The 26,999-nt window shown below is 72.2% G+C and carries 24 protein-coding genes; 4 read left to right on the top strand and 20 right to left on the bottom strand.

Going from position 1 to position 26,999, the window contains the following annotated elements; genetic code table 11:
• Position 1: 1 nt before the first annotated feature.
• The 16 genes from coaBC to AC4BG9_RS05945 all read right to left on the bottom strand — a co-directional run bounded on the left by coaBC (position 2) and on the right by AC4BG9_RS05945 (position 16,281).
• Positions 2-1,264, bottom strand: coding sequence for a bifunctional phosphopantothenoylcysteine decarboxylase/phosphopantothenate--cysteine ligase CoaBC (coaBC, locus tag AC4BG9_RS06020; RefSeq protein ID WP_490570168.1), 1,263 nt, complete (start codon positions 1,262-1,264; stop codon positions 2-4).
• Positions 1,265-1,273: 9 nt separating this feature from the next.
• Complete coding sequence (gene rpoZ, locus AC4BG9_RS06015; protein ID WP_490570167.1) at positions 1,274-1,603, bottom strand: DNA-directed RNA polymerase subunit omega; 330 nt, start codon at positions 1,601-1,603, stop codon at positions 1,274-1,276.
• A 33-nt stretch (positions 1,604-1,636) separates the two neighbouring features.
• Positions 1,637-2,251, bottom strand: a complete 615-nt coding sequence (gene gmk / locus AC4BG9_RS06010) for a guanylate kinase (protein WP_490570166.1) — start codon at positions 2,249-2,251, stop codon at positions 1,637-1,639.
• Positions 2,248-2,568, bottom strand: coding sequence for an integration host factor, actinobacterial type (gene mihF / locus AC4BG9_RS06005; protein WP_490570165.1), 321 nt, complete (start codon positions 2,566-2,568; stop codon positions 2,248-2,250). The genes gmk and mihF overlap by 4 nt, the downstream gene beginning before the upstream one ends.
• Before the next feature lie 185 nt (positions 2,569-2,753).
• The gene (gene pyrF, locus AC4BG9_RS06000; RefSeq protein WP_490570164.1) at positions 2,754-3,581 is read right to left on the bottom strand and encodes an orotidine-5'-phosphate decarboxylase; all 828 of its coding nucleotides are present in this window, start codon (positions 3,579-3,581) and stop codon (positions 2,754-2,756) included.
• Positions 3,582-3,601: 20 nt separating this feature from the next.
• Entirely contained in the window at positions 3,602-4,420 is an 819-nt protein-coding gene (locus AC4BG9_RS05995) for a tRNA-dihydrouridine synthase (RefSeq protein ID WP_490570163.1), read from the bottom strand.
• On the bottom strand, positions 4,417-5,235 hold the full coding sequence (locus AC4BG9_RS05990; RefSeq protein WP_490570162.1) for an iron-sulfur cluster-binding protein: 819 nt from the start codon (positions 5,233-5,235) through the stop codon (positions 4,417-4,419). The genes AC4BG9_RS05995 and AC4BG9_RS05990 overlap by 4 nt, the downstream gene beginning before the upstream one ends.
• 4 nt (positions 5,236-5,239) lie before the next feature.
• Positions 5,240-6,322 carry a quinone-dependent dihydroorotate dehydrogenase gene (locus AC4BG9_RS05985; RefSeq protein WP_490570161.1) on the bottom strand — a complete coding sequence of 361 codons (1,083 nt, stop codon included), beginning with the start codon at positions 6,320-6,322 and terminating at the stop codon, positions 5,240-5,242.
• Positions 6,295-9,600, bottom strand: coding sequence for a carbamoyl-phosphate synthase large subunit (carB, locus tag AC4BG9_RS05980; protein WP_490570160.1), 3,306 nt, complete (start codon positions 9,598-9,600; stop codon positions 6,295-6,297). Before carB ends, AC4BG9_RS05985 begins: the two co-directional genes overlap by 28 nt.
• Positions 9,600-10,727, bottom strand: coding sequence for a glutamine-hydrolyzing carbamoyl-phosphate synthase small subunit (gene carA, locus AC4BG9_RS05975; protein ID WP_490570159.1), 1,128 nt, complete (start codon positions 10,725-10,727; stop codon positions 9,600-9,602). The genes carB and carA overlap by 1 nt, the downstream gene beginning before the upstream one ends.
• Positions 10,728-11,000: 273 nt before the next feature.
• Positions 11,001-11,159, bottom strand: a complete 159-nt coding sequence (locus tag AC4BG9_RS05970; RefSeq protein ID WP_490570158.1) for a VOC family protein — start codon at positions 11,157-11,159, stop codon at positions 11,001-11,003.
• 149 nt (positions 11,160-11,308) lie between these two features.
• Positions 11,309-12,586 (bottom strand): dihydroorotase, encoded by a 1,278-nt coding sequence (locus AC4BG9_RS05965; RefSeq protein ID WP_490570157.1) that lies wholly within the window; start codon positions 12,584-12,586, stop codon positions 11,309-11,311.
• A complete protein-coding gene (locus tag AC4BG9_RS05960; protein ID WP_490570156.1) occupies positions 12,586-13,512 on the bottom strand; it encodes an aspartate carbamoyltransferase catalytic subunit in 927 nt (308 codons plus the stop codon). The genes AC4BG9_RS05965 and AC4BG9_RS05960 overlap by 1 nt, the downstream gene beginning before the upstream one ends.
• Entirely contained in the window at positions 13,509-14,048 is a 540-nt protein-coding gene (pyrR, locus tag AC4BG9_RS05955; protein ID WP_490570155.1) for a bifunctional pyr operon transcriptional regulator/uracil phosphoribosyltransferase PyrR, read from the bottom strand. The genes AC4BG9_RS05960 and pyrR overlap by 4 nt, the downstream gene beginning before the upstream one ends.
• Positions 14,049-14,135: 87 nt before the next feature.
• Complete coding sequence (locus AC4BG9_RS05950) at positions 14,136-14,951, bottom strand: DUF1206 domain-containing protein (RefSeq protein WP_490570154.1); 816 nt, start codon at positions 14,949-14,951, stop codon at positions 14,136-14,138.
• A 40-nt stretch (positions 14,952-14,991) separates the two neighbouring features.
• A complete protein-coding gene (locus AC4BG9_RS05945; RefSeq protein WP_490570153.1) occupies positions 14,992-16,281 on the bottom strand; it encodes an acetyl-CoA C-acetyltransferase in 1,290 nt (429 codons plus the stop codon).
• Between the two features lie 248 nt (positions 16,282-16,529).
• Between AC4BG9_RS05945 and AC4BG9_RS05940 the strand changes: the two genes are divergently transcribed.
• A complete protein-coding gene (locus AC4BG9_RS05940) occupies positions 16,530-17,864 on the top strand; it encodes a 3-oxoacyl-ACP reductase (protein WP_490570152.1) in 1,335 nt (444 codons plus the stop codon).
• Position 17,865: 1 nt separating this feature from the next.
• Entirely contained in the window at positions 17,866-18,714 is an 849-nt protein-coding gene (locus AC4BG9_RS05935; RefSeq protein WP_490570151.1) for a MaoC family dehydratase, read from the top strand.
• Between the two features lie 30 nt (positions 18,715-18,744).
• Here the strand turns inward: AC4BG9_RS05935 and AC4BG9_RS05930 are convergent, their stop codons facing one another.
• The 3 genes from AC4BG9_RS05930 to AC4BG9_RS05920 all read right to left on the bottom strand — a co-directional run bounded on the left by AC4BG9_RS05930 (position 18,745) and on the right by AC4BG9_RS05920 (position 21,978).
• Positions 18,745-20,001 (bottom strand): peptidoglycan DD-metalloendopeptidase family protein, encoded by a 1,257-nt coding sequence (locus tag AC4BG9_RS05930; RefSeq protein WP_490570150.1) that lies wholly within the window; start codon positions 19,999-20,001, stop codon positions 18,745-18,747.
• Positions 20,002-20,185: 184 nt separating this feature from the next.
• Positions 20,186-21,043, bottom strand: a complete 858-nt coding sequence (locus AC4BG9_RS05925; protein WP_490570149.1) for an acyl-CoA thioesterase — start codon at positions 21,041-21,043, stop codon at positions 20,186-20,188.
• Positions 21,043-21,978: a proteasome assembly chaperone family protein gene (locus tag AC4BG9_RS05920; protein WP_490570148.1), complete on the bottom strand. Its 936-nt coding sequence runs from the start codon at positions 21,976-21,978 to the stop codon at positions 21,043-21,045. The genes AC4BG9_RS05925 and AC4BG9_RS05920 overlap by 1 nt, the downstream gene beginning before the upstream one ends.
• Positions 21,979-22,135: 157 nt before the next feature.
• Between AC4BG9_RS05920 and AC4BG9_RS05915 the strand changes: the two genes are divergently transcribed.
• Together AC4BG9_RS05915 and AC4BG9_RS05910 are read left to right on the top strand one after the other, a co-directional pair.
• The gene (locus AC4BG9_RS05915; protein ID WP_490570147.1) at positions 22,136-23,335 is read left to right on the top strand and encodes a thiolase family protein; all 1,200 of its coding nucleotides are present in this window, start codon (positions 22,136-22,138) and stop codon (positions 23,333-23,335) included.
• Positions 23,335-25,422: a 3-hydroxyacyl-CoA dehydrogenase NAD-binding domain-containing protein gene (locus tag AC4BG9_RS05910; protein WP_490570146.1), complete on the top strand. Its 2,088-nt coding sequence runs from the start codon at positions 23,335-23,337 to the stop codon at positions 25,420-25,422. The genes AC4BG9_RS05915 and AC4BG9_RS05910 overlap by 1 nt, the downstream gene beginning before the upstream one ends.
• Before the next feature lie 95 nt (positions 25,423-25,517).
• On the opposite strand, the gene AC4BG9_RS05905 is transcribed toward AC4BG9_RS05910, so the two are convergent.
• Complete coding sequence (locus AC4BG9_RS05905) at positions 25,518-26,996, bottom strand: amino acid permease (RefSeq protein ID WP_490570225.1); 1,479 nt, start codon at positions 26,994-26,996, stop codon at positions 25,518-25,520.
• Between the last annotated feature and the right edge of the window lie 3 nt (positions 26,997-26,999).

The raw sequence follows: 26,999 nt of genomic DNA, 5'->3' as shown, positions 1-26,999 counted from the left end.
CTCACACGGTGAATCGCCGGACGACCTCGTCCCAGATCGCATGGGCCACGTCGGTCTTGGAGGAGCGCTCCACCGGTCGCGCGGAGCCGTCGGACCCGAGGATCACGACCTCGTTCTCGGCGCTCCCGAAGACCGACCCCCCGCTGACGTCGTTGACCACCAGCAGGTCGCAGCCCTTGCGGGCCAGCTTGGCCCGGCCGAGGTCCAGCACCGAACCCGTGCTGTCGCCGGTCTCGGCGGCGAAGCCGACGACCACCGACTCGGGCCGGGCGCGCCGGGTCGCGAGCTCGTGGAGGATGTCGGGGTTCTGCTCCAGCACGAGCTGGAGCGAGGAGCCGTCGGCGGCCTTCTTGATCTTCTGGCTGGTGCGGCTCGCCGGCCGGAAGTCGGCCGGGGCCGCGGCCATCACCAGCACGTCGGCGGACTTGCTCTCCTCGAGCATCGCCGTCCGCAGCTCCTCGGTGCTGGAGACGTGCACCACGCGGGCGCCGGCCGGATCGGCCAGCGCCACGTTGGCGCTGACCAGCGTCACCTCGGCCCCGCGGGCCAGGGCCGCGCGCGCGAGCGCGTAGCCCTGCAGACCCGAGGAGCTGTTGCCCAGGAACCGGACCGGGTCGAGGTGCTCGCGGGTCCCGCCGGCGGAGACCACCACCCGCCGCCCGGCCAGGTCCGGGGCCAGGTCGGGGCGGGCCAGCACCTGGGTGGCCACCTCGAAGATCTCCGCCGGATCCGGCAGCCGGCCCTTGCCGGTGTCCCGGCCGGTCAGCCGGCCCTCGGCCGGCTCCAGCACCAGGGCGCCGCGCGAGCGCAGGGTGGCCACGTTGGCCTGCGTGGCGGGGTGCTCCCACATCTCGGTGTGCATGGCGGGCGCGAAGACCACCGGGCACCGCGCGGTGAGCAGGGTGTTGGTGAGCAGGTCGTCGGCGAGCCCGTGGGCGGCGCGGGCGAGCACGTCGGCGGTGGCCGGGGCCACCACCACCAGGTCGGCCTGCTGGCCCAGACGCACGTGCGGCACCTCGTGGACCCGGGTCCACACGTCGGCGGCGACCGGCTTCCCGGAGAGCGCCGCCCAGGTGGGGGCGCCCACGAACTCCAGCGCCGCCCTGGTCGGCACCACCGTCACGTCGTGACCGGTCTCGCTCAGCCGGCGCAGCAGCTCGCACGCCTTGTAGGCGGCGATGCCGCCGCTGACCCCGAGCACGACACGAGGCCGCGCCCGCGTGAGCGGGGCGGCGTCGTCGGCCGGGTCGGCCTGGTCAGTCACCGGGACGGGTCAGGCGGTGGGGGTGCCGGTGTCGGCCTGGGCGGCGGCCTGGGCCGCCTCCTGCGCCGCGAGCTCGGCCGGGTCGACGTGCTCGCAGGTGAGCAGGTCCTCGTTGATCTCGCGCAGGGCGATCGAGAGCGGCTTCTCCTGCACGTGGGTGTCGACGAGGGGGCCGACGTACTCCAGGAGACCCTCGCCCAGCTGGGAGTAGTAGGCGTTGATCTGCCGGGCGCGCTTGGCGCTGTAGAGCACCAGCTGGTACTTGCTGTCGGTCTTGGTGAGCAGGTCGTCGATCGAGGGGTTGGTCACGCCCTCGGCGGCGATGTGGGGGGCAGACACGCGTGAGCCTCACAAAGGAAGTCGGAGAAAAGATCAGGACTCGGGACCGAGCCCCATCAACGTTACCAACTCCTCCACCGCCTCGTGAACTTCCCGGTTGACGATGGTGACGTCGAACTCACTCTCGGCGGCCAGTTCCTCGCGTGCGGTGGTCAGCCTGCGCTCCCGTTCGGCCTCGGTCTCGGTGCCGCGACCGACCAGGCGACGCACCAGCTCGTCCCACGACGGGGGCTTGAGGAAGACGAAGAGCGCCTCGGGCATCGACCGGCGCACCTGGCGGGCACCCTGCAGGTCGATCTCCAGCATCGCGGGCCTCCCCGCGGCCAGCGCCTCGTCGACCGGTCCTCGCGGCGTCCCGTAGCGCGCCGTGCGGTGCACCGTGGCCCACTCCAGGAGCTCGTGGTCCTCGACCATCCGGTCGAACTCGGCGTCGGAGACGAAGTGGTAGTGCACACCGTCGATCTCGCCGGGGCGCGGTGCCCGGGTCGTCGCGGAGACCGAGATCCACACCTCCGGGTGGAACTCGCGGACGGCGGCGGCCACCGTCCCCTTGCCGACGGCGGTGGGACCGGCCAGCACCACCAGGCGGGAACGACGCACCCCCGAGGAGCCGGCCTCGTCGGGGGCCACCTGCATGGACGCGCTCATTCCTCGGTGGCGAACTCGCGCTCGAGGGCCGCCACCTGCTTGGTGCCGAGGCCTCGCACACGACGGCTCTCGGCGATGCCGAGCCGCTCCATCAGCTGACGGGCCCGCACCTTGCCCAGTCCCGGCATCGCCTGGAGCAGGTCGACGACGCGCATCTTGCCGACGACCTCGTTCTCCTGCCCCTCACGGATGACCTCGATGATCGAGGCACCCGAGTTCTTGAGGCGGTTCTTCACCTCGGCCCGCTCCCTACGGGAGGCGGCGGCCTTGTCGAGCGCCGCCTGGCGCTGTTCGGGGGTGAGCGGGGGCAGGGCCACGTGTCGGTCCTCGTCGTCGTAGGGAAGTCGGGCGGAGTCGCGGGAGCGGTCCTCAGGCGTGGCCGCGGTGGTGGGACCGCGGGCGCACCGATCACGTCAATCTAGCCACGTCGCCGTCGGGGCGGCAATCGCAGGGGTCGGGGAGGGGCCCGTCGACGTGCGACAACCCACACCCCGGGAGCGGCTCACCCGCCCAGGGCCGCGACGTCGTCGTTGCCGCGTCGCGCCGCGTCACGCAGTCGCACCGGGTCGGGGCCCGCACCCAGGACGCCGCGCGAGGTGCTGGGGAGCACCCGGGGGGCCGCGGCGCCGAAGATCCGCCGCAGGTCCGCGACCGTCCCGCCCTGGACCCCGAAGCCGGGCGCCAGCAGCGGTCCGTTGATGTCCAGGGACTCCGCCGGGCGGTCCAGGGTCGCCCCCACCACGGCTCCGAAGTCGCCGAGCGGGGTGACGTCGCGGTTGAGCTCCCGCAGGTGCTCGAGCACGCCCCCGGCCACGGTCGTGTCCCCGGCCCGCGCCTGCTGCACCTCGGCCCCCTCCTTGTTGGAGGTCAGGGCCAGCACGAAGAGGCCGGCCCCGTGCCGGCGGGCCGTCTGCACCATCGGCTCCAGCGAGCCGAACCCCAGGAAGGGGCTGGCGGTGATGGCGTCCGCCGCCAGCGGCGAGGCGGGGTCGAGGTAGGCGTCGGCGTAGGCCTGGCTGGTGGAGCCGATGTCTCCGCGCTTCACGTCCAGCAGCACCAGCGCGCCGGCCTCGCGGGACTCCCGGAGGACCCGCTCGAGGACGGCGACGCCGCGGCTGCCGAAGCGCTCGAAGAACGCGCTCTGCGGCTTGACCACCGACACCACCGGGGCGAGGGCCGCCACCGCGGTGAGGGCGAACCGCTCGAGCCCCGCGACGTCGTCGGACAGGCCCCAGTCGGCCATCAGGCCGGCGTGCGGGTCGATCCCGACGCAGAGGCGCCCTCGGGCCCGTACGGCCTCGTGCAGGCGGCTGCCGAACGGCTCGGTCATGGTCTCTCCTCCGTCGTGGGTCATGGGGTCTCGCGCAGGTCGGCCAGGGTGCGTGCCAGGCAGGTGGGGTCGTGCAGCAGCGCGGTGCCGACCTGCACGGCCACGGCGCCGGCGGACCGGAAACGGCGCACGTCGTCGGCGTCACTGATCCCGCCCACCCCGATCACCGGCACATCGGGCAGCGCCGCGCTCACCTCGCGGACGCAGCGCAGGGCCACGGGGCGCACGGCCGGCCCACCCAGACCCCCCGGCCGGCCGTCCTGGAGGGCCGCGGGCAGCGAGTTGCCCAGCACCACCGCGGTGGCTCCGGCCTCGGCGACGGCGCGGCTCGTCTCCACCACCCGGGAGACGTCGGTGCGCAGCTTGGCCAGCACCGGGAGGTCACGCGGCACCTCCCGGCGCACGGCGCTGACGACGGAGCCGGCGTGGAAGGGCTCGCGGGCGTCGAAGAGACCGGTGCCGGCCGGGTCGGGCACCGAGATGTTGATCTCCACCCCCGCGAGTCCCGGTGCCTTCGCCGCCCGCCGCGCCAGCTCGGCGTACTCCCCCAGCGACGAGCCCACCAGCGACACGTAGACCCGCACCCCGGCGCGGACCAGCCAGGGCAGCTCCTCGGCCAGGAACCTGGACATGCCCGGGTTGCGGGTCCCGAGGCGGTGCACGAGACCGCTGGGCGTCTCCTCCAGCAGCGGGCCGGGCCCGCCGTCGCGGGCGTCGAGGGTGAGGCTGCGGGTGACGAAGGCGAGGCCGTCGAGCTCGACGTACGGCGCCAGCTCGCGGCCGGTCCCCCCGCACCCCGCCGCGACCATCACCGGCGCGCCCAGCCGAAGCCGGCTCACCTTCCTCCTCCGTGGGTCTCGAGACGGTCCCAGCAGACGCGGTCGGCGCGCATCGCGGGCCCGTCGACGCAGGCCCGGGCCCAGTGCGTCTCCCCCGCCGCGTCCTGCACCGCCACCTGGCAGGAGCCGCACAGCCCGGTGGCGCAGGGCATCGGCGGGGTCAGGGCCACCTGCGCGGAGATCTGCCGGTCCGCGGCGACCTCGGCCACCGCCCGGAGCAGCAGGGGGCTGCCGGAGGCGTAGACGACGCCCGCGTCGGTGCCGGCCAGCACCTCGCGCACCACCGACTCCGGTCGGCCCCTGGTCCCGACGGACCCGTCGGCCGTCACCACCGTCACCGACCTGGCCAGCCGCCGCGCCTCCAGGGCCGAGAGCAGGTGCGCCTCGTCCTGGGCGGCGACCAGCATGCTGACCGGGCACTCACGCTCGCGGAGCCGCTCGGCCAGGGTGAAGAGCGGCGCGGCAGCCACGCCCTCCCCGACGAGCAGGCAGGCCACCGGCTCGCGGGGCAGCGCGAAGGGCCGGCCCAGCGGCCCCGTCACCGGCACCCGCGAGCCCGGTCGCAGCTGCGAGAGCCAGGTGCCGCCGACTCCGTGCGGCTCGACCACCACGTCGAGGGTGGCGCCGTGGGTGCCGCTCTCACGCACCCGGTGGATCCACAGCTGGCGCCGGGCCAGCCGTCCCTCCCCCAGGGAGACCGCGACGAACATCCCGGGCCGGAAGCCCTGGGCCACGCCGGGGGCGGCGAGGGAGAGGACCCGGTGGGCTCCGGCACGCTTGTTGGCGAGCACCTCCGCGGTCACGTGCACCGGCACCGGGTCAGCCCTTCGCCAGGCCGCGGACCAGTCGTCGCGGCCACATCGGTCCCTCGTAGACGAAGGCCGTGTAGCCCTGCAGGAGCGTCGCGCCGGCCGCCAGCCGGGCGCGCGCGTCGTCGACGGTGGTGATCCCGCCGACCCCGATCAGGGTGAGCTCGGGGCCCACGCGCTCGCGCAGCAGCCGGGTCACCGCCAGGGCGCGCTCGCGCAACGGTGCCCCCGAGAGCCCGCCCGCCCCGATCTCCTCGACCTCGGCGGCCGGGGTGGTCAGGCCCTCGCGGGCGATGGTGGTGTTGGTGGCGATGATGCCGTCCAGCTCCACGGCGAGGGCGAGGTCCGCGACCGCCGCGACGTCCTCGTCGCTGAGGTCGGGTGCGATCTTGACCAGGAGCGGGACCCGTCGAGCGGTCACCACCTCGTCGGCGCGCCGGCGCACCGCCCGCAGCAGCGGCTCCAGCCGCTCCACGGCCTGCAGGTCGCGCAGGCCCGGGGTGTTGGGCGAGGAGACGTTGACGACCAGGTAGTCGGCGTAGGGCGCCAGCAGGCCGGCGCTCTTGCGGTAGTCGGTGATCGCCTCGTCCTCCGGCACCACCTTGGTCTTGCCGATGTTGACCCCGAGGACCACGCCCCCGGCGCCGGAGGTCTCGTTTCCCGCGAGCCGCGCGGCCCGGCGGGCGAGCCGCGCCGCGACCGCGGCGGCACCCTCGTTGTTGAAGCCCATCCGGTTGACGACCGCCCGGTCGGCGGGGAGCCGGAAGAGCCGGGGCCGGGGGTTGCCCGGCTGGGGCTCCCCGGTCACCGTGCCGATCTCCACGTGCCCGAACCCGAGCCCGGCCAGGGCGTCGATCCCCCGGCCGTCCTTGTCGAAGCCGGCCGCCAGGCCCAGCGGGTGGGGGAAGCGGATCCCCATCGCCTCCACGGCCAGCGAGTCGGGGACCCCTCGGGCCAGCACCCTCCCGGCCACCGGGCCGCCGGCCAGGATCGCCCGGAACGCCGCCTCGTGGGCGCGCTCCGGGTCGATCCTGGTCAGCACCCGGTCGAACAGCTGGTCGTACATCAGGGCCGCCCGGCGGCGGCGTTCCACTCCTGCAGGCTGCGCACCCCGATGTCTCCGCGGTGCAGCGCCTCGATCCCCTGCACGGCCGCCCCCAGCCCCTGCACCGTGGTGATGCAGGGGATGTTGGCCAGCACGGCGGCGGTGCGGATCTCGTAGCCGTCCGTTCGCCCGGTCTTGCCGGTGGAGTACGGGGTGTTGATGACCAGGTCGATCTGCCCGTCGCGGATCATCTTGACCGTGGTGGGCTGACCCTCGGGGCCGTCGCCCTCGTGGTGCTTGCGCACGGTGGTGACCGCGACGCCGTTGCGCCGCAGCACCTCGGCGGTGCCCTGGGTGGCGAGGATCTCGTAGCCCTTCTCGGCCAGCACCTTGATCGGGAAGATCATGTTGCGCTTGTCCCGGTTGGCCACCGAGACGAAGACCCGGCCCGAGAGCGGGAGCGAGCCGTAGGCCGCGGTCTGGGACTTGGCGAAGGCCTTGCCGAAGTCGCTGTCGAAGCCCATCACCTCGCCCGTCGACTTCATCTCCGGGCCCAGCACCGTGTCGACGTGGGCGCCCTCGGCGGTGCGGAACCGGTTGAAGGGCAGGACCGCCTCCTTGACGGCGATGGGCGCGTCGGCCGGCAGCGTCCCGCCGTCCCCGGTGGCCGGCAGGACGCCGGCGGCCCTCAGGTCGGCGATCGACTCGCCCAGCATCACCCGGGCGGCGGCCTTGGCCAGTGGCGTCGCGGTCGCCTTGGAGACGAACGGGACCGTCCGCGAGGCCCGCGGGTTCGCCTCCAGCACGTAGAGCACGTCGGAGCTGAGGGCGAACTGGATGTTGAGCAGGCCGCGCACCCCGACGCCCCGGGCGATGGCCTCGGTGGCCCGCCGGATCCGCTTGATCTCGTAGGTGCCGAGGGTGATCGGCGGCAGGGCGCACGAGGAGTCGCCGGAGTGGATCCCGGCCTCCTCGATGTGCTCCATCACGCCGCCGAGGAAGAGCTCCTCACCGTCGAAGAGGGCGTCGACGTCGATCTCGACCGCGTCGTCGATGAAGCGGTCGACCAGCACCGGGTGCTCCGGGCTGATCTCGGTGGCCCGCTCGATGTAGCCGCGCAGGGAGGGGTCGTCGTAGACGATCTCCATGCCGCGGCCGCCCAGGACGTAGGAGGGCCGGACCAGGACCGGGTAGCCGATCCCCTCGGCGATCTCCTTGGCGTCCTCGTAGGAGGTCGCCATCCCGAAGCGCGGTGCCGGGAGCCCGGCGTCGGCCAGCACCTGACCGAACGCCCCGCGCTCCTCGGCGAGGTGGATCGCCTCGGGGGCGGTGCCGACGATCGGCACCCCCGCGTCGGCCAGCCCCTGGGCCAGGCCCAGCGGGGTCTGGCCGCCGAGCTGGCAGACGACGCCGACCACGGGGCCGGCCTGCTGCTCGGCGTGGACGATCTCCAGCACGTCCTCCAGGGTGAGCGGCTCGAAGTAGAGCCGGTCGGAGGTGTCGTAGTCGGTGGAGACGGTCTCGGGGTTGCAGTTGACCATCACGGTCTCGTAGCCGACCTCGCTGAGCGCGAGGGAGGCGTGCACGCAGGAGTAGTCGAACTCGATGCCCTGGCCGATCCGGTTGGGACCGGACCCGAGGATGATCACCGCCGGCCGCTCGCGCGGGGCGACCTCGGTCTCCTCGTCGTAGGAGGAGTAGTGGTACGGCGTGGCCGCCGCGAACTCCGCAGCGCAGGTGTCGACGGTCTTGTAGACGGGGCGCAGCCCGATCGCGTGCCGGACCGCCCGGACCTCCTCCTCGGTCATCTGGCGGATGCCGGCGACCTGGGCGTCACTGAAGCCGTGCCGCTTGGCCAGCCGCAGCGTGGCCTCGTCGAGCTGGTCGGCGGCGCCGACCCGCTCGGCGACCTCGCGGAGCAGGAAGAGCTGGTCGACGAACCACGGGTCGATCCGGGTGTGCTCGAAGACCTGCTCGGGGGTGGCCCCGGCCAGGATGGCGTCCATCACGGTGCGCAGCCGCCCGTCGGTGGGCACCCGGGACTTCTCCAGCAGCGCCTCGACGTCGCCGGCGGGTGCGGCGAAGTCGAAGATCGCCTGCTTGCTCTCCAGGCTGCGCAGCGCCTTCTGGAGCGACTCGGTGAAGTTGCGGCCGATCGCCATCGCCTCGCCGACGCTCTTCATGTGCGTGGTCAGGGTCTGGTCGGCGCCGGGGAACTTCTCGAACGCGAACCGCGGCACCTTCACCACGACGTAGTCCAGCGTCGGCTCGAAGGCCGCCGGGGTGCTCTGCCCGTCAGGGCGGGTGGTGATGTCGTTGGGGATCTCGTCCAGGGTGTAGCCGATGGCCACCTTGGCCGCGATCTTGGCGATCGGGAAGCCGGTCGCCTTGGAGGCCAGCGCGCTGGAGCGCGAGACGCGGGGGTTCATCTCGATCACGATCAGCCGGCCGTCGGCCGGGTTGACGGCGTACTGGATGTTGCAGCCGCCGGTGTCGACGCCGACCGAGCGGATGATGCCGATCGCCATGTCGCGCATCTTCTGGTACTCGCGGTCGGTCAGCGTCAGCGCGGGCGCCACGGTGATCGAGTCGCCGGTGTGCACGCCCATCGGGTCGAGGTTCTCGATCGAGCAGATGATCACCACGTTGTCGGCCGTGTCGCGCATGACCTCGAGCTCGTACTCCTTCCAGCCGAGGATCGACTCCTCCAGGAGCACCTCGGTGGTCGGGGAGGCCGCCAGTCCGGCGCCGCCGATGCGGCGCAGGTCGGCCTCGTCGTAGGCGAAGCCGGAGCCGGTCCCGCCCATGGTGAAGGAGGGGCGGACCACCAGCGGGTAGCCGAGCTCGTCGGCGCCGGCCAGGAGGTCGTCGATCGTGTGGCAGACCACCGAGCGGGCGGACTCACCGCCCAGCTCCTCGACGATCTTCTTGAACGTCTCGCGGTTCTCGCCGCGGTTGATCGCCTCGATGCTGGCGCCGATCAGCTCGACGTCGTACTTCTCCAGCACCCCGGCCGCGTCGAGCTGCATCGCGCAGTTGAGCGCGGTCTGCCCGCCGAGGGTGGCGAGCAAGGCGTCGGGGCGCTCCTTGGCGATCACCTTCTCCACGTACTCGGGGGTGATCGGCTCGATGTAGGTGGCGTCGGCGAACTCCGGGTCGGTCATGATCGTCGCCGGGTTGGAGTTGACCAGGACGACCCGCAGGCCCTCCTCCTTGAGCACCCGGCAGGCCTGGGTGCCGGAGTAGTCGAACTCGCAGGCCTGGCCAATGATGATGGGCCCGGAGCCGATCACCAGGACGGACTTGATGTCCTCGCGCTTGGGCATCAGGCCCTCGCCTCCATGAGGTCGCAGAAACGGTCGAAGAGGTAGGCCGCGTCGTGCGGGCCGGCCGCGGCCTCCGGGTGGTACTGGACGGAGAAGCTCTTGAGCGACCCGTCCGGGTCGCGGAGCTCGAGACCTTCCACCACGTCGTCGTTGAGGCACACGTGGGAGACGCTCGCCTCGCCGTAGGGCGTCGTGGTCGGGCCGGTGAGCGGAGCGTCGACGGCGAACCCGTGGTTGTGCGCGGTCACCTCGACCTTGCCGGTGGTGCGGTCCATCACGGGCTGGTTGATGCCCCGGTGGCCGTAGGTGAGCTTGTAGGTGTCGAAGCCGAGGGCCCGGCCGAAGAGCTGGTTGCCGAAGCAGATGCCGAAGTACGGCAGCTCCTGGGCGAGGGCGCCCTGGAGGAGCTCGATCTGGTCGGTGGTGGCCGCCGGGTCGCCGGGGCCGTTGGAGAAGAAGAGGCCGTCGGGCGCGACGGCGTTGACCTCGGCCAGCGTGGCGGTCGCCGGGAGCACGTGCACCTCGATGCCGCGCTCGCTCATCATCCGCGGGGTGTTGGCCTTGATGCCGAGGTCGAGGGCGGCCACGGTGAACCGCTTCTCCCCCACCGCCGGCACCACGTAGGCCTCCGGCGTGGAGACGGCAGCGCTCAGGTTGGCGCCCGTCATCTCCCCGGTCTCGCGGACCCGGACGAGGAGCCGCTCGGGGTCGGTCTCGGTGGTGGAGATGCCCACCCGCATCGCACCGCGCTCACGGATGTGGCGGGTGAGTGCCCGCGTGTCGACACCGGAGATGCCGACCACTCCCTGCGCCCGGAGCTCGTCGTCGAGGGTGCGCACGCTGCGCCAGTTGGACGGGATGCGCGCCGGGTCGCGGACGACGTAGCCGGCGACCCAGATGCGGCGGGACTCCGGGTCCTCGTCGTTCATCCCGGTGTTGCCGACGTGGGGGGCCGTCATCACGACGACCTGCCGGTGGTAGCTGGGGTCGGTCAGCGTCTCCTGGTAGCCGGACATGCCGGTCGAGAAGACGATCTCACCGAAGGTCTCGCCCTCGGCACCGAGGGACTCACCGCGAAAGGTGCGCCCGTCCTCGAGGACCATGAGCGCAGGGGCAGGCAGAGCCATGCCGCACCTCCTTCTCCGCCTCACAGGACGGACCGTTAAAGGATGTTCGAACGTCCGGTGACCCTATCAGCGCAGGACCCGGGCCCCGTGACCGGCACCGCCACGTGGGCAACCGGGTCGACGACCCCGCGCGGCGCGACGGGTCGGGAACGAGACGGCGAGACGACGGACTGGCTGCCCGTGCGCCCGACGCCTGGATTGACCGGGGGCCCTTGAGGTCACCTGAGTCCCGATGCTCCGGGAGTCCGTGGGAGACCGGGGGCCGGCCTGTTCTCAGGCCACGAAGAGGCAGAACGGATGGCCGGCTGGATCCGCGAGGACGTAGAGCGGCTCCTCCTCGTCGGCCGACCTGTCCAGCAGCAGCTCCGCCCCCAGCCCCAGCAGCGCTCGCCAGAACTCGGCCTCGCGCCTGGTCTCGACCGCGTCCAGCACCGTGTGCAGCAGCTGCGCCTGGTCTCGACCGCGTCCAGCACCGTGTGCAGCAGCTGTGCCCGGCCCATCAGCCGAGCCCCGAGCGGTGGTTCTCCATGACCGGAGAGGCTAGTGGCCCCAAGCGGGCTGGGCGACGGCCGCCGCGGCTCTCAGCCGGCCAGTGCCCCGTCGCGCACGGTCACCCGGCCTGCGTAGACCGTGTGCACCACCCGCGACGCCAGCTCCCGGCCGTGCCAGGGGTTGTTGCGCGACAGCGAGGCGGAGGAGTCGCGGTCGACCGTGACCACCGCAGCCGGGTCGACGAGGACGACGTGCCCGGGGGCGCCGGCCGCCAGCGGCCGGCCCTGCGACTCCAGGCCGGCGATCGCGGCGGGGTTGCTCGACATCACCCGCGCCACGTCGCCCCACGACAGCTCCGGCAGGGCGGTGCGGACCACGCCGAGAGCGGTCTCCAGGCCCAGCATCCCGAAGGCGGCGTCGACGAAGGCGTGCTCCTTGTCGTGGCGCGCGTGCGGGGCGTGGTCGGTGGCCACGGCGTCGATGGTGCCGTCGAGCAGGCCGGCCCGCAGCGCCTCCACGTCCTCCTGGGGGCGCAGGGGCGGGTTCACCTTGTAGGTCGGGTCGTAGCCGGTCAGCAGGTCGGTGGTCAGCAGCAGGTGGTGCGGGGTCACCTCCGCGGTGACGCCGATCCCCTGGGCCTTCGCCCAGCGGATCACCTCCACCGAGCCTGCGGTGGAGACGTGGGCGACGTGGACCCGTGACCCGGTGTGCCGGGCGAGCATGACGTCGCGGGCCACGATCACCTCCTCGGCGATGCCCGGCCAGCCGGCGAGCCCGAGCCGCCCCGAGAGCTCGCCCTCGTGGCAGCAGGCGGTGGGCCCGGCGAGCGTCGGGTCCTGGGAGTGCTGGGAGACCACGCCGCCGAAGGCCTTGACGTACTCCAGGGCGCGACGCATGACGCGGGCGTCGTGCACGCACTTCCCGTCGTCGGAGAAGACCCGGACCCGGGCCTTCGAACGGGCCATCAGGCCGAGCTCGGCCAGCTCCTCGCCCGCCAGCCCGCGGGTGACCGCGCCGACCGGCTGGACGTCGACGAGACCGGCCTCCCGGCCCAGCTCCCAGACCCGCAGGGCCGCCTCGGCGGTGTCGGTGACCGGCGAGGTGTTGGCCATGGCCAGCACCGCGGTGTAGCCGCCCAGTGCTGCGGCCTGCGAGCCGGTCAGGATGGTCTCGGCGTCCTCGCGGCCCGGCTCGCGCAGGTGGGTGTGGAGGTCGACCAGACCGGGCAGTGCCACCAGCCCGTCGGCGTCCAGCACCTCGTGGCCGGCGTGGTCGACGGTGCCGACCTCGGCGATCACCCCGTCGACGACGAGCAGGTCGGCCGGGGTCTCGCCGAGCAGCGAGGCCCCCTTGATCACGAGCGCCATCAGTCTTCCTCTCCGGCGAGCAGGTGGTAGAGCACGGACATCCGCACGGCCAGGCCGCTGGAGACCTGCTCCAGGACGACCGACTGAGCGGCGTCGGCGGCGTCGGCCGCGATCTCGAGCCCGCGGTTCATCGGGCCGGGGTGGCAGATGGGCACGTCGGGCCGCAGCAGCGCGAGCCGGTTGCGGGTGAGCCCGTAGCCGACCGTGTACTCGCGGGCGCTCGGGAAGAAGGCCCCCGACATCCGCTCGCGCTGGACCCGCAGCATCATCACCGCGTCGGCGGTGGGCAGCACGGCGTCCAGGTCGTAGGAGGTCTCGAAGCCGGCCGCGCGCGACCAGGCCTCGATGCCCGAGGGCATCAGGGTCGGCGGCGCCACGACCGTCACCCGGGCCCCGAGCTTGGTCAGGCACAGCACGTTGGAGCGGAAGACCCGGCTGTGGGTCAGGTCGCCGACCAGCACGACGTGGCGGCCCTCCAGGGAGCCCAGCCGGCGCTGCAGGGTGTAGGCGTCGAGCAGGGCCTGCGTGGGGTGCTCGTGCATGCCGTCCCCGGCGTTGACGACCACCGCGTCGACCCACTGGCTCACCTGGTGCGCGGCGCCGCTGGCCGGGTGCCGGATGACGAGGCCGTCGACACCCATGGCGCAGACCGTCAGCACCGTGTCGCGCAGGCTCTCGCCCTTGGAGGCGCTGGAGCCCTTCCCGCTGATGTTGATGACGTCGGCGGAGAGCCACTTGCCTGCGATCTCGAAGGAGGAGCGGGTGCGGGTGGAGTCCTCGAAGAACATGTTGACGACCGTCCGGCCGCGCAGCGCGGGCAGCTTCTTGACCTCGCGGTGCTGCACGTCGTGCATCTCGGCCGCGGTCTCGAAGATCGCCTCGATCTGGTCGACGGAGACGTCGTCGATGGAGAGCAGGTGCTTCACGAGATGGTCACCTCGTCGGTCCCGTCGGTCTCGGCCAGTCGCACGCTGACCCGCTCGGAGCGAGCACTGGGCAGGTTCTTGCCGACGTGGTCGGCGCGGATCGGCAGCTCACGGTGCCCGCGGTCGACCAGTACGGCGAGCCGCACCGCGGCGGGTCGGCCGAGGTCGGCGAGCGCGTCGAGCGCCGCGCGGATGGTGCGACCGGAGAAGAGGACGTCGTCGACGAGCACGACCACCTTGCCGTCGATGCCCCCGGCCGGCAGCTGCGTCTTGTGCGCGCGCCGGGTCGGCTGGGAGCGGAGGTCGTCGCGGTACATCGTCACGTCGAGCTCGCCCACGGCGACCGGCGTGCCTTCGACGGCGGCGATGCCGTCGGCGATCCGGTGGGCCAGCGGCACACCGCGGGTGTGCAGCCCGAGCAGGATGAGATCGTTCGCGCCCTTGTTGCGCTCGAGGATCTCGTGGGAGATGCGGGTCATCGCCCGGGCGATGTCTCGCCCGTCGAGGACGGTGCGGCCTGGTGCGGGGGCAGGCATAGGTGGCCTGGACCTCCTTCTCCGCCTCACGGGACGGCTCGTTAAAGGATGTCGTTCAGGCCGGATGCTAACAGCCGGCGGTCGTGCTCAGCGGTCGAGGTGCCGGGCGCGGACGAAGCAGAAGAGGCCGTAGCAGGCGATGCCGAGCGCGATCACGCTCAGCAGCCAGGGGCCGAACGGCTGTTCGAGCACCTCCGCCAGCGCGTCGTCGAGTCCTTGGTCCTTGCCCTCGTGGGTCCAGCCGGCGTGGGTGACCAGGATCCCGACCAGGCCGATCGAGACGCCCTTGGCGACGTAGCCCGCGGTGCCGAACCAGCGGTAGGCCCGGCCCACCTCGCCCATCCGCCCGGACTGGTCGAGGTGGTCGAGGAACTTCTGCGACACCCCCCGGTAGACCTGCCACCCGCCGTAGCCGACGACGCAGAGCCCGGCGAGGACGACCAGCCACTGGCCCGCGGGCCAGGACATCACCTGTGCAGTCAGCGGCTTCCCGCCGCCTCCGCCGCTGCCGAGCAGCGTGCGGAAGGCGGTGAACGCCAGGGCACCGTAGAGGGCCGCCTTGAGCAGGGAGCCCCCGGCCTTGAGCCAGCGCTCGGCACCGTCCTCGTCCTCGTGACCGAAGGCGGCCTCCAGGAGACGCCACAGCACCAGCAGCACCAGGCCGATCGCGACGCCCCACAGCACCGCGGTGCCGAGGCCGCTGGAGGTCAGCTGCCGGAAGGCCCCCTGGCTGGAGGCCTTCTCCGAGGAGGAGCCGCCCCAGGCGAGCTGGAGCGCCACCCAGGCGATGAGCAGGTGCGTGATGCCGTAGGCCACGAGCCCGACGCGGATGAGCACGTCGAGCCAGGGGCTGTCCTCGGCACGGTCGCCCGCCTGGCGGGCCTTGCTGGAGATGTCGACCACGGATCTGGGGTGCCCAGCCGAGGCCCGTGGCATGCGCCGACTACGACGCGGGCTTCTCCAGGATCGCGACGACGCCCTGGCCGCCGGCCGCGCAGATCGAGATGAGACCGCGGCCGGAGCCCTTGGCGTCGAGCAGCTTGGCGAGCACCGGGACGATGCGGCCGCCGGTGGCGGCGAAGGGGTGGGCGGCGGCCAGCGAGGAGCCGTTGACGTTGAGCTTGTCGCGGTCGATGGAGCCCAGCGGGGCGTCCAGGCCCAGGCGCTCCTTGCAGAAGACCGGGTCCTCCCAGGCCTTGAGCGTGGAGAGGACCTGGGAGGCGAACGCCTCGTGGATCTCGTAGTAGTCGAAGTCCTGCAGGGTCAGGCCCTCGCGCTCCAGCATCCGGGCGACCGCGTAGGCGGGCGCCATCAGCAGCCCCTCGTGGCCGTGCATGTAGTCGACCGCCGCGGTCTCGTGGGCCGTGAGGTAGGCCAGCACCGGGAGCCCGCGCTCCTTCGCCCACTCCTCGGAGGCCAGGAGGACCGCCGAGGCGCCGTCGCTGAGCGGGGTGGAGTTGCCCGCGGTCATCGTCGCCGCAGCACCCTTGCCGAAGACCGGCTTGAGCTTCGCGAGCTTCTCGGGGGTCGAGTCGGCCCGCATGTTGGTGTCGCGCTCGACGCCGCGGAAGGGCGTGACCAGGTCGTCCTGGAACCCCTCGTCGTAGGAGCGGGCGAGGTTCTGGTGGGAGCGCGCGGCAAGCTCGTCCTGCTCCTCGCGACCCACCCGCCACTCCAGCGCGGTGAGGGCCGCGTGCTCGCCCATCGACTTGCCGGTCCGAGGCTCGCCGTTCTGCGGGATGTCGAGGCCGATGTCGCCGGGCCGGATCTGGCCGAGCGCGGTGAGCCGCCCCTTCAGGTCCTTGGCGGAGTTCACCTTCATCAGCTTCTTGCGGAGCTTGTCGCTGATCGCCACCGGCGCGTCGGAGGTGGTGTCGGAGCCACCGGCGATGCCCACGTCGATCTGCCCCAGGGCGATCTTGTTGGCGACCTGGATGACCGCCTGCAGGCCGGTGCCGCAGGCCTGCTGGATGTCGGTGGCGGGGGTGCCCGGGTCCAGCTTGGAGCCCAGCACGCACTCGCGCGTCAGGTTGAAGTCGCGGGCGTGCTTGAGCACGGCACCGGCCACCACCTCGCCGACCCGCTGGCCCTCCAGGCCGAAGCGGGTGACCAGGCCGTCGATCGCGGCGGTGAGCATCTCCTGGTTGGAGACGTCGGCGTAGACGCCGTTGGAACGCGCGAAGGGGATCCGGTTGCCGCCGATGACGGCGACGCGGCGGGTCTGGGCCTGCATCTGGTGCTCCTGGAGTTGGCGTGGAGTGGTGCGGGGTTGGCGGGTCGGGGTCGCGGAACCTGCGTGGTGCGGTGACTCGCGGCGTCCCATCCTTCCGCCTGCCGGCCCGGGCCGGAACCCGATGAGGGCAAGGTCACGAAATCTGGACGCAGAGTTACACCTGGAGTTACATGTGAGGCAGTCTATCCACGGCGCCGGTGACCGCGGCTGCCCACCGATGCGTCCCACCACCGAAAGGCACTCGCGACATGAGCGACCGTTACCAGGGCTTCGTCTCCACCCCCTTCGGCAAGCTGCTCGTCAAGAACCTCGGCCTCCCCAGCCCGGCCAGGCTGGAGCGGTGGACCGAGGGCGCCCCGCTGGTGGACGGCACCGTGCTCGTCGGAGGCCGCGGCCGGCTGGCAGACCAGCTGCCCAAGCTGCTGGACGGCCTGGGCGTCGCCACGCTCTCCCAGGACCAGGAGGGGACGACGTACAAGGGCCTGGTCTTCGACGCGACCGGGCTCACCGAGCCGGGCGACCTCGTGGCCCTGCGCGACTTCTTCACCCCCCTGATGCGACGCCTCGCCTCCTGCCCGCGGGTGGTGGTGCTCGGCACCCCTCCGGAGGAGCTCGAGGGCAGCGAGCGGGTGACGCAGCGCGCCCTGGAGGGGTTCACCCGCTCCCTGGGCAAGGAGATCGGGCGCGGCGGCACCTCCCAGCTGGTCTACGTGTCGCCGGGCGCGGAGGCCGCGACCGAGTCCACGCTGGCGTTCCTGCTCTCCCCCAAGTCGGCCTACGTCTCGGGCCAGGTGGTGCGGATCGGCGCCCACGGCAGCAAGGACGCCGCCCCGGTTCCCGACTGGGAGAAGCCGTTGGCCGGCAAGGTCGCCCTGGTCACCGGCGCCAGCCGGGGCATCGGCGAGCAGATCGCCAGGGTCCTGCACCGCGACGGTGCCACCGTCGTCGGCGTCGACGTGCCCCAGGCCGCGAGCGACCTGCAGACCCTGATGGCCGAGCTCGGCGGTGACCACCTCAGCCTCGACATCACCCACTCCGACGCCCCGCAGCGGATCGCCCACCACCTGCGCGAGCAGCACGGCGGGGTGGACGTCGTGGTGCACAACGCCGGCATCACCCGCGACAAGAAATTGGCCAACATGGCCGCGGACCGCTGGGAGAGCGTGATCGCGGTCAACCTGCTGGCCCCCGAGCTCATCACCCGGGAGCTGCTCGAGCAGGGCGTGGTCAACGACAACGGGCGGATCATCGGCGTCGCCTCCATCGCCGGGATCGCCGGCAACGTCGGGCAGACCAACTACGCCGCCTCCAAGGCCGGCGTGATCGGCCTCGTCGACAGCCTCGCCGACGAGCTCGAGGACGGGATCACCGTCAACGCGGTGGCGCCCGGCTTCATCGTCACCCAGATGACCGCGGCCGTCCCCTTCGCCACCCGCGAGGTCGGTCAGCGGCTCAACGCCATGAGCCAGGGCGGCCTGCCGGTCGACGTCGCCGAGACGATCGCGTGGTTCGCCTCCCCGGCCTCGACCGCGGTCAACGGCAACGTGGTGCGGGTCTGCGGCCAGATGATGCTGGGGGCCTGAGGTGTCCGGCGTGCTCAGCCTGGCCAGGGTCGCCCTGCCCGCCGTGCCGGGCGTCAACCAGCTGCCGGGGGTCCGCAAGGCCCCTGTCGACTCCTTCGACGGGATGGCCCGCACCGGTCCGGTGCGGGCCCTGGACCCCGACCACGTGGCGGCGTACGCGCGGGTCTGCGGCTTCCCGCGGCGCGACACCGTGCCGCTCACCTACCCGCACCTGCTCGCCTTCGACCTGCACATGGAGATCATGAGCAGCCCGGAGTTCCCGTGGCCAGCCATCGGCACGGTGCACCTGGAGAACACCATCACCTCGCACCGCCCGATCGGCCACGGGGAGCTGCTGGGCGCCACCACCTCGGTGCGCCCGCCCCGCCCGCACCCCAAGGGCACCCTGCTGGACTTCGTGACGTCCGTGAGCTCCGGCGACGACGTGGTGTGGGAGTCGGTCTCCACCTACCTGCGCCGCGGGCGCGGCCAGGAGGACGCGGCCCGGGGACTCGACCTGCCCCGGGTGCCGCAGGGGCGCGCCGGGTGGAACCTCCCCGCAGACCTGGGCCGCCGGTACGCGGCCGTCTCGGGCGACCTCAACCCGATCCACCTCTACCCCCTCACCGCCCGCGCGCTCGGCTTCAAGCGGCAGATCGCCCACGGCATGTGGTCCAAGGCCCGGAGCCTGGCTGCCATCGAGAACCGGCTGCCCGACGCCGTGCGGGTCGAGGTCTCGTTCCGCAAGCCGATCTTCCTGCCCGGCCAGGTCGCCTTCGGCCTGGAGGGCGACCGCTCGGAGTGGAGCTTCTCGCTGATGAGCACCCGTGACTCCGCACCCCACCTGGTGGGCCGGGCCGTCGCCCTCTGAGGTCCGGTCCGAGAGCCGACCGGGGCTGACTCAGCGGGGCTGCCCGAACTGCACCGTGGACACGGTGCGGGCCGCGGCGGCGTCGAGGGGCGTCTGGGCGAGGTTGAAGACGGCCGTCGACGGGGTCCACGAGCCGACGTCGGTCACGCCATTGCCGTCCCAGTCCCCCGTCACCGGAAGGTCTCCCGGGTAGCCGAACGGCACCGAGGCGGCGACCGGCGTCCCGGTGGCGTCCGGGTGTCGCAGGGTGAAGAGCAGCAGACCGCGGTCGTAGACGCCCACGTCGGTGCGCCCGTCGCCGTTCCAGTCACCGGTCACCGGCAGGTCGTCGCGGTCGCCCCACGCGATCGTCTCGACCTCCCCGGTGGCGTGGCGCAGGAAGAAGGCAGCCGCGCTCGGCCGGAAGACGCCCACGTCGGAGCGCCCGTCGCCGTCCCAGTCCCCCACCACCGGCCGGTCGCCGCGGACGCCGAACCGGAACTGCGTGGTCCCGGCCGGGCCGCCCAGCTTGAACATCCGCCCCCGGGGGTTCCACACCCCCGGCTCCGCGGTCCCGTTGCCGTCCCAGTCGCCGAGGAGCGGTTCGTCGGTGCCGGCACCGAAGCGCAGCACCAGGGGGGCGAGGCCGTCGGGCTGGTGGACCACGAAGTCGCTCTTGGCGGTCCGCCGGAAGACCGCGAGCTCCGCCGGGCGCTCCCCGGTCAGGTTGGCGGACATCGGGACGTCGACGCAGTTGGTCGAGGCGACGGTGCCGTAGCCGAGCGGGATGCCGGTGAAGTGTGCCGGGACGACGTCGCGGCCGACCTTCTGCTCGAAGTGCAGGTGCGGCCCGGTGCTGTTCCCGGTGCTGCCGACGGCGCCGATCAAGGTGCCCTGGTCGACGCTGGAGCCGACGGTGACGAAGACGTTGCGCAGGTGGGCGTAGGTCGTGGTCTCGAAGTTCCCGTGGTCGATCACGACGTGCTTGCCGTAGCCGCGGGCGTTGCGCTGGTTGGCGATGGTCACCCGGCCGGGCGCCGCGGCCACCACCGCCTTGCCCAGGTCCTTGCTCCGGTTGAAGTCCACCGCGTGCTGGCTCGGCGAGTGCCGGGCGCGGGTGCCCGCGCTCCACTCCTGGGCGCAGGTGAACGGCATCCGGAAGGACGTCACCGGGACGGCGAGCCGCTTGCTCGGCTCCGAGATCTGGGCGGAGGCCGCCAGCCCGGCGGAGGAGACCACCAGCGCGGCCAGCGCGGCCAGGGCGACGGCAGAGCGGGCACGACGGCTGGGACGCGAGGAGAGGAGCACAGGTGACCGCCTTGGACGTAGGGGGAGCGTCCGCGGTGAGGCACTCACCGACACTCGAGTCCCACGGGACCCGCATGCCACGCAAGGGCTCAACTGCCACGGAAGCGCACACAGATAAACACGCGTTCGGCGTGTCTGTCGCCTCTTCCCACGAATTACATCGATGTGATGGTAATGGCCGCGGCTAGCGTAGGCGGCGGATCAGCCCTTCCTGGGCGACGGTCGCCAGCAGCGTCCCGTCCTCGGCGAAGACGCTGGCCAGGGCCAGGCCGCGCCCGCCCGACGCGGAGGGCGAGTGCTGGTCGTAGAGCCACCACCGGTCGGCACGGCCGGGCCGGTGGAACCACACCGTGTGGTCGAGCGAGGCCGGCCGGAGGTCGGCGGAGTCGATGTTGACGCCGTGGGGCATCAGGGTGACTCCGAGCAGCGTGAGGTCGGTGCCGTAGAGCAGCGCGGCCTGCTGGATGAAGGGGACGTCGGGCAGCTCGCCGTCGACCCGGACCCAGGCGCGCGCCACCGCCGGCCGGCTGGGGTCGGGCTCGAGCCCGCGCCGGGAGGTCCCGACGTAGCGCACGTCCAGGGCGGCCCACTCGCGGCGCCACTCCTCGGCCTGCTCGTCGCCCCGGCGGCCCATCAGCGACGCCAGCGGGACCGCCTCCGCGGGCGGCGGGACCGCAGGCATGGCCTCCTGGTGGTCGAAGCCCTCCTCGGGCACCTGGAAGCTGCAGGTCTGGTAGTAGATCGGGCGCCCGTGCTGGCGGGCCACCACCCGGCGGGAGACGAAGGTGCGGCCGTCGCGGATGCGCTCGACGTCGTAGAGGATCGGCACCGCCGTGTCGCCGGGGCGCAGGAAGTAGGAGTGCAGGGAGTGCAGCGCGAAGGGCGCCTCCACGCTGCGAGATCCGGCCAGCAGCGCCTGGGCGGCGACCTGGCCACCGAAGACCCGCTGTCGCCGGGTGTCGGGCTGGCGCCCGCGGAAGAGGTCGACGTCGAGATGCTCCAGGTCCAGGAGCTCCAGCAGCTCCGCCGCGGACCCGGGCACTAGGCCTGCCCCGGGTCGCTGTCGGGGTGGTCCAGACCGGCCAGGAACTGCTCGAACTGCTGCCCTAGGTCCTCCGCGGTGGGCAGCGGCTCGTTCGCGGCCAGCAGCGAGGCGCCCGACTCCTCGGCGCGCTGGAAGGAGTCGTACTGCTGCTCGAGCGCCACGACGACGTCGCGCACCTCCTCGTGGCTGCTCAGGTAGCGCGCGATCTCCTCCTCGCACTCCTCCGCGGCCCGGCGCACCGAAGTCAGGTCGATGGTCAGCCGGCCGCCGATCTCCAGGTTCTCCAGGAGGGTCAGCGAGGCCGGCGGGTACTCCATCTGGGCCAGGTAGTGCGGCACGTGGGCGACGTACCCCAGGGCGGGGTGCTGCCACTCCCCCAGGCGGACCTCGAGCAGCGCCTGGGCACTCGAGGGCACCCGCAGCTCGCCGCGCCACGGGCTCCGCCCGGTCAGCAGGCCCGGCTCGTTGGCGTGGTGGGTGACGGCGATGGGACGCGTGTGCGGCACCGCCATCGGCACCGAGCCCAGGCTCACCACCCGGGTGACGCCCAGCCGGGTGACGACCTCGCGGACGGCCAGCGCGAAGCCCTCCCACCGGATGTCGGGCTCCGGCCCGGACAGCAGGAGGAAGGGTGTCTGGCCGGAGTCCCGCATCAGCCGCACCGAGAGCCGGGGGGCCTCGAAGCCCTCGTAGTGGTCCTCGACGAAGGCGATCGGGGGGCGCCGGGCGCGGTAGTCGTGGAGCTGGTCGACGTCGAAGGTGGCCACCACCGGGCCCTCGCCCAGCTCACGCAGGTGCTGCACGGCCACCTCGGCCGACTGCCCCGCATCGAGGAACCCGGAGAGCACCACGACCATGGTGAGCTCGTGGACCCCCTCGAGCTCCGGCACGTCGTCGACGATGTGCACCAGGCGGTTCGGGGCGTCAGGCATGGCGTCAGCCTATGCTGCCCCGCGGCCCGGCGTCGCGGGCAGCGCGAGACGACGTGATCACGGGCACACGGGGGGACCCCCTGCCCAATTTGTTACCGGGAGGTAACATTACTTCGCCCGGACTACGACCGGGACACCCACACCACTAGGAGACTTCGTGCCCCGACAGTTGCGAGAGGTCGTCTTCGTCGACGGCGTGCGCACGCCGTTCGGCAAGGCCAAGGGCCAGTACGCCGAGACCCGTGCCGACGACCTCGTCATCAAGTGCATCCGCGAGCTCATGCGGCGCAACCCCTCGCTCCCCCCGGAGCGGGTCGACGAGGTCGCCATCGCGGCCACCACGCAGATCGGCGACCAGGGCCTGACGATGGGGCGCACCGCCGCCTTGCTGGCCGGCCTGCCCAACACCACCCCCGGCTACTCCATCGACCGCATGTGCGCCGGTGCGATGACCGCGGTGACGACCACCGCCGGCGGCATCGCCTTCGGCTCCTACGACGTGGTGATCGCCGGCGGTGTCGAGCACATGGGCCGCCACCCCATGGGTGAGGGCGTCGACCCCAACCCGCGGATCATCTCCGAGAAGATCGTCGACCCCGACGCGCTGGTGATGGGCAAGACCGCCGAGAACCTGCACGACCGCTACCCCGCGATCACCAAGGAGCGCGCCGACGCGTTCGCCGTGCGGAGCCAGCAGCGCACCGCCGAGGCCTACGCCGCAGGCAAGATCCAGCCCGACCTGGTGCCGGTCGCCACGCGCTCGGCCGAGGAGGGCTGGGGCCTGGCCCTGGCCGACGAGGCGCCGCGCCCGCAGACCTCCATGGAGACCCTCGCGGGCCTCAAGACCCCGTTCCGCGCGCACGGCAACGTGACCGCCGGCAACGCCTCGGGCATCAACGACGGCGCCACCGCGGCGATCCTCGCCGACGAGGAGACCGCCAAGGAGCTGGGCCTGCCGGTCAAGATGCGCCTGGTCTCCTACTCCTTCGTGGGCGTCGAGCCCGAGGTGATGGGCGCGGGCCCGATCCCGTCGACGGAGAAGGCGCTCAAGCAGGCGGGCCTGACCATCGACGACATCGACGCCTTCGAGATCAACGAGGCGTTCGCCGTCCAGGTCCTCGCGCTGCTCGACCACTACGGCATCGCCGACGACGACCCGCGCGTCAACCCCTACGGCGGTGCGATCGCCATGGGTCACCCGCTCGCCTCCTCCGGCGTGCGCCTGATGAACCAGCTCGCAGCTGCGTTCGAGGAGCGCCCCGAGGCCCGCTACGGCATCACGACCATGTGCGTCGGCATCGGCATGGGCGGGACCATCGTCTGGGAGAACCCGCACTGGAACGGAGAGAAGGCCTGATGTCCGACCTGAGCACCCTGATCGAGAAGGCCGCGTCCCTCGCCCCCGAGAACGAGGTCGTGACGCACGCCAAGCTCCGCAAGGTCACCCTGCCGGGTGACGCCGGCGTCCTGGGCCTGATCACCCTGGACAACGGGCTGGACCACACCCGGCCCAACACGTTCGGCTTCAAGAGCCTGATCTCGCTCAACGAGGCGATCGACGCGGCGCTGGGCGACGACGAGATCACCGCGCTGGGCGTGACCGGCAAGCCGTTCATCCTCGCGGCCGGGGCCGACCTCTCCGGGATCTCCGCCGGTGGCCCCGACGGCGTCCGCCTGATCGCCGAGCTCGGCCACGGCGTCTTCCGCAAGCTGGGCGAGGGCGGCAAGCCCTCCTTCGGCTTCATCAACGGCCTCGCCCTCGGCGGTGGCCTCGAGGTGGCGCTGCACTGCACCTACCGCACCGTGATGGACTCCGCGCCGGCCCTCGGCCTGCCCGAGGTCATGCTCGGCCTGGTCCCCGGCTGGGGCGGCGCGTGGCTGCTGCCCAACCTGATCGGGGCCGACAACGCCGTCACCGTGATGGTGGAGAACCCGCTCAACAACGGCAAGGTCGTCGGCGGCAAGAAGGCCTACGAGCTCGGCATCGCCGACGCGGTCTTCTCCGGCGCCGACTACCTGGAGCAGTCGATGCTCTGGGCCGCGGACGTGCTCACCGGCAAGGTGGTCGTGGAGCGTCCCGAGGTCGACCGCGGCGCCGGCTGGGACGCCGCCGTCGCGCGGGCCAAGGGCATCGTGCTCGCCAAGACGGGCGGTGCCTCCCCGGCGGCGCAGCGCGTGGTCGAGCTGCTCGAGGCGGCTCGCACCTCGACCCGCGAGGAGGGATTCGCGGCCGAGGACCAGGGCCTGGAGGACATGTCCAGGACGCCCGAGCTGCTGGCCAGCCTCTACTCCTTCGACCTGGTGCAGAAGCGGGCCAAGCGTCCCGCGGGGGCGCCGGACAAGTCCCTGGCCCGCAAGGTCACCAAGGTCGGCATCGTCGGCGCGGGCCTGATGGCCTCGCAGATGGCGCTGCTCTTCGCCCGCCGCCTCGAGGTGCCGGTGGTCCTCACCGACCTGGACGAGGAGCGGGCGCAGAAGGGCGTCGACTACGTCACCGCCGAGATCGACAAGCTGCTGGGCAAGGGCCGGATCAGCCAGGACAAGGCCAACCGGCTCAAGTCGCTGGTCTCGGGCTCGGCCGACAAGGAGACCGCCTTCGCCGGCGCCGACTTCGTGATCGAGGCCGTCTTCGAGGAGATGTCGGTCAAGAAGTCGGTCTTCGCCGACGTGGAGAAGGTCGTCTCCCCCGAGTGCGTGCTGGCGACCAACACCTCGTCGCTGTCCATCACCGAGATGGCCGCCGAGCTGCAGCACCCCGAGCGGGTCGTGGGCTTCCACTTCTTCAACCCGGTCGCGATCATGCCGCTGCTCGAGATCGTCAAGGGCGACGCCACCGACGACGCCACCCTGGCGACGGCCTTCGCCACCGGCAAGGGCCTGAAGAAGACCTGCATCCTGGTCAAGGACAGCCCGTCGTTCATCGTCAACCGCCTCCTCGGCCGCTTCCTGGGCGAGGTCGCCAAGGCGGTCGACGCCGGCACCCCGATCGAGACCGCGGACGCCGCGTTCGCCGGCATCGCCCCGATGCCGCCGTTCATGCTGCTCGGCCTCGTCGGCCCGGCGATCGCGCTCCACAACAACGAGACCCTGGTCAAGGCGTTCCCCGACCGGTTCTACGTCTCGCCGCTGCTGGAGCGGGTCGTGGCGGAGAAGAAGTCCTCGTTCTACCTGCCCGACCTCTCCATCGACCCGGAGATCAAGGCGCTGCAGGAGAAGCCGGAGAACCCGGTCGAGCTGAGCAAGGAGGAGCTGCGCGAGGCTGCGCTCTCCGGGCTGGCCGAGGAGGCCCGCCTGATGCTCGACGAGGGTGTCGCCGTGGCTCCCGAGGACCTGGACCTGGCGATGATCACCGGCGCCGGCTTCTCGTTCTGGAACGGCGGCCTGACCATGCTGCTCGACTCCTCCGGCATCTCGGAGAAGGTCAACGGCAAGCGTTTCCACTGAGCGGTACCGCCGGCGTCAGCCGGCGCTGAGCACGAGGGCGTCCGACCTGCGGGTCGGACGCCCTCGTCGTTCCTGTGGCACTCCTCCGGGGCGTCTCAGCCGGCGTGCTCGGCCGCGGCGCGGGCCAGGCGGGAGTGGGTCCGCCCGTAGAGGAGGTAGACGACCAGGCCCAGCGCCATCCAGGCCAGGAACCGCACCCACGTGGCCCCGGTCAGGTTGAGCATCAGGTAGGCGCACAGCAGCACCGAGGCCGGGCTCACCACGTAGACCAGCGGCGTCCGGAAGGCCCGGGGCAGGTCCGGCCGCTGACGCCGCAGCAGCACCACGCCCAGGCTCACCAGCACGAAGGCGAAGAGGGCGCCGATGCTGACCAGGTTGACCAGGGTGTCCAGCTCGACGAAGCCGCTGATCCCGGCGACCGCCACGCCGGTGATCGCGGTGAAGACGTACGGCGTGCCGAAGGACGGGTGCACCTTGGCCAGGACGCCGGGCAGCAGGCCGTCACGGGCCATCGCGAAGCCGACCCGGGTCTGTCCGAGCATCAGGATCATCACCACCACGATGAGGCCGATGCAGGCACCGATGGCGATCAGCCGGCCCATCCACTCCATCCCGACGGCGTCGAAGGCGGTGGCGAGTGGCGCGGCGTCGTTCTCGTCGATCTGCTCGTAGGGCTGCATCCCGGTGACCACCAGGCTGACGGCGATGTAGAGGACGGTCACGATCACCAGGGAGCCGATGATCCCGCGCGGGATGTCCCGCTGCGGGTTGCGCGTCTCCTCCGCGGTGGTCGCGACGATGTCGAAGCCGAGGAAGGCGAAGAAGACGATCGCGGCGCCGGCGATCACCCCCGCGAGCCCGTAGACCGCCGGCTCGGCGCCCGTGAGGGTGCTGATCAGCGTGCTGTCGAGGAAGCCCCCGCTGCCCGCAGGCGCCGGCTTCGACTCGGGGATGAACGGGACGTAGTTGGAGGCCTTGATGTGGGAGAAGCCGAAGATCAGCACGGCCGCGACGACCAGCAGCTTGATGGCCACCACGACCTGGTTGACCCGGCTGGAGAACTTGATGCCGAGGATCAGCACGACCGTGACCACCAGCGAGATCACCACGGCCGGGAGGTCGACGAACCCCTCGGCGGCGGAGGCGACCCCGGTGGGCACCTCCAGGAAGCTGCCGGCCACCACCTCCTGGTAGTAGCCGGAGAAGCTCGTCGCCAGCGCCGCCGCCCCGATGGTGAACTCCAGCGCCAGGTCCCATCCGATGATCCAGGCCACCAGCTCGCCGAAGGTGGCGTAGCTGAACGTGTAGGCACTGCCGGCGACCGGGACGGTCGAGGCGAACTCCGCGTAGCAGAGGGCGGCCAGACCGCAGGCCAGCCCGGCGATGAGGAAGGACAAGGTGATCGCGGGACCGCTGTTGGTCTTGGCGACCGTGCCGGTCACCACGAAGATCCCGGCGCCGATGATCACGCCGACCCCGAAGACCATCAGGTCCAGGGCGCTCAGGTTCTTCTTCAGCCGGTGCTCCGGCTCCTCGGTCTCCGCGATGGACTGCTCCACCGGCTTGCGGCGCATGAC

The sequence above is a fragment of the Nocardioides sp. Z40_12 genome, assembly GCF_058215795.1.
This window is presented reverse-complemented; position numbering and strand designations above follow the sequence as displayed.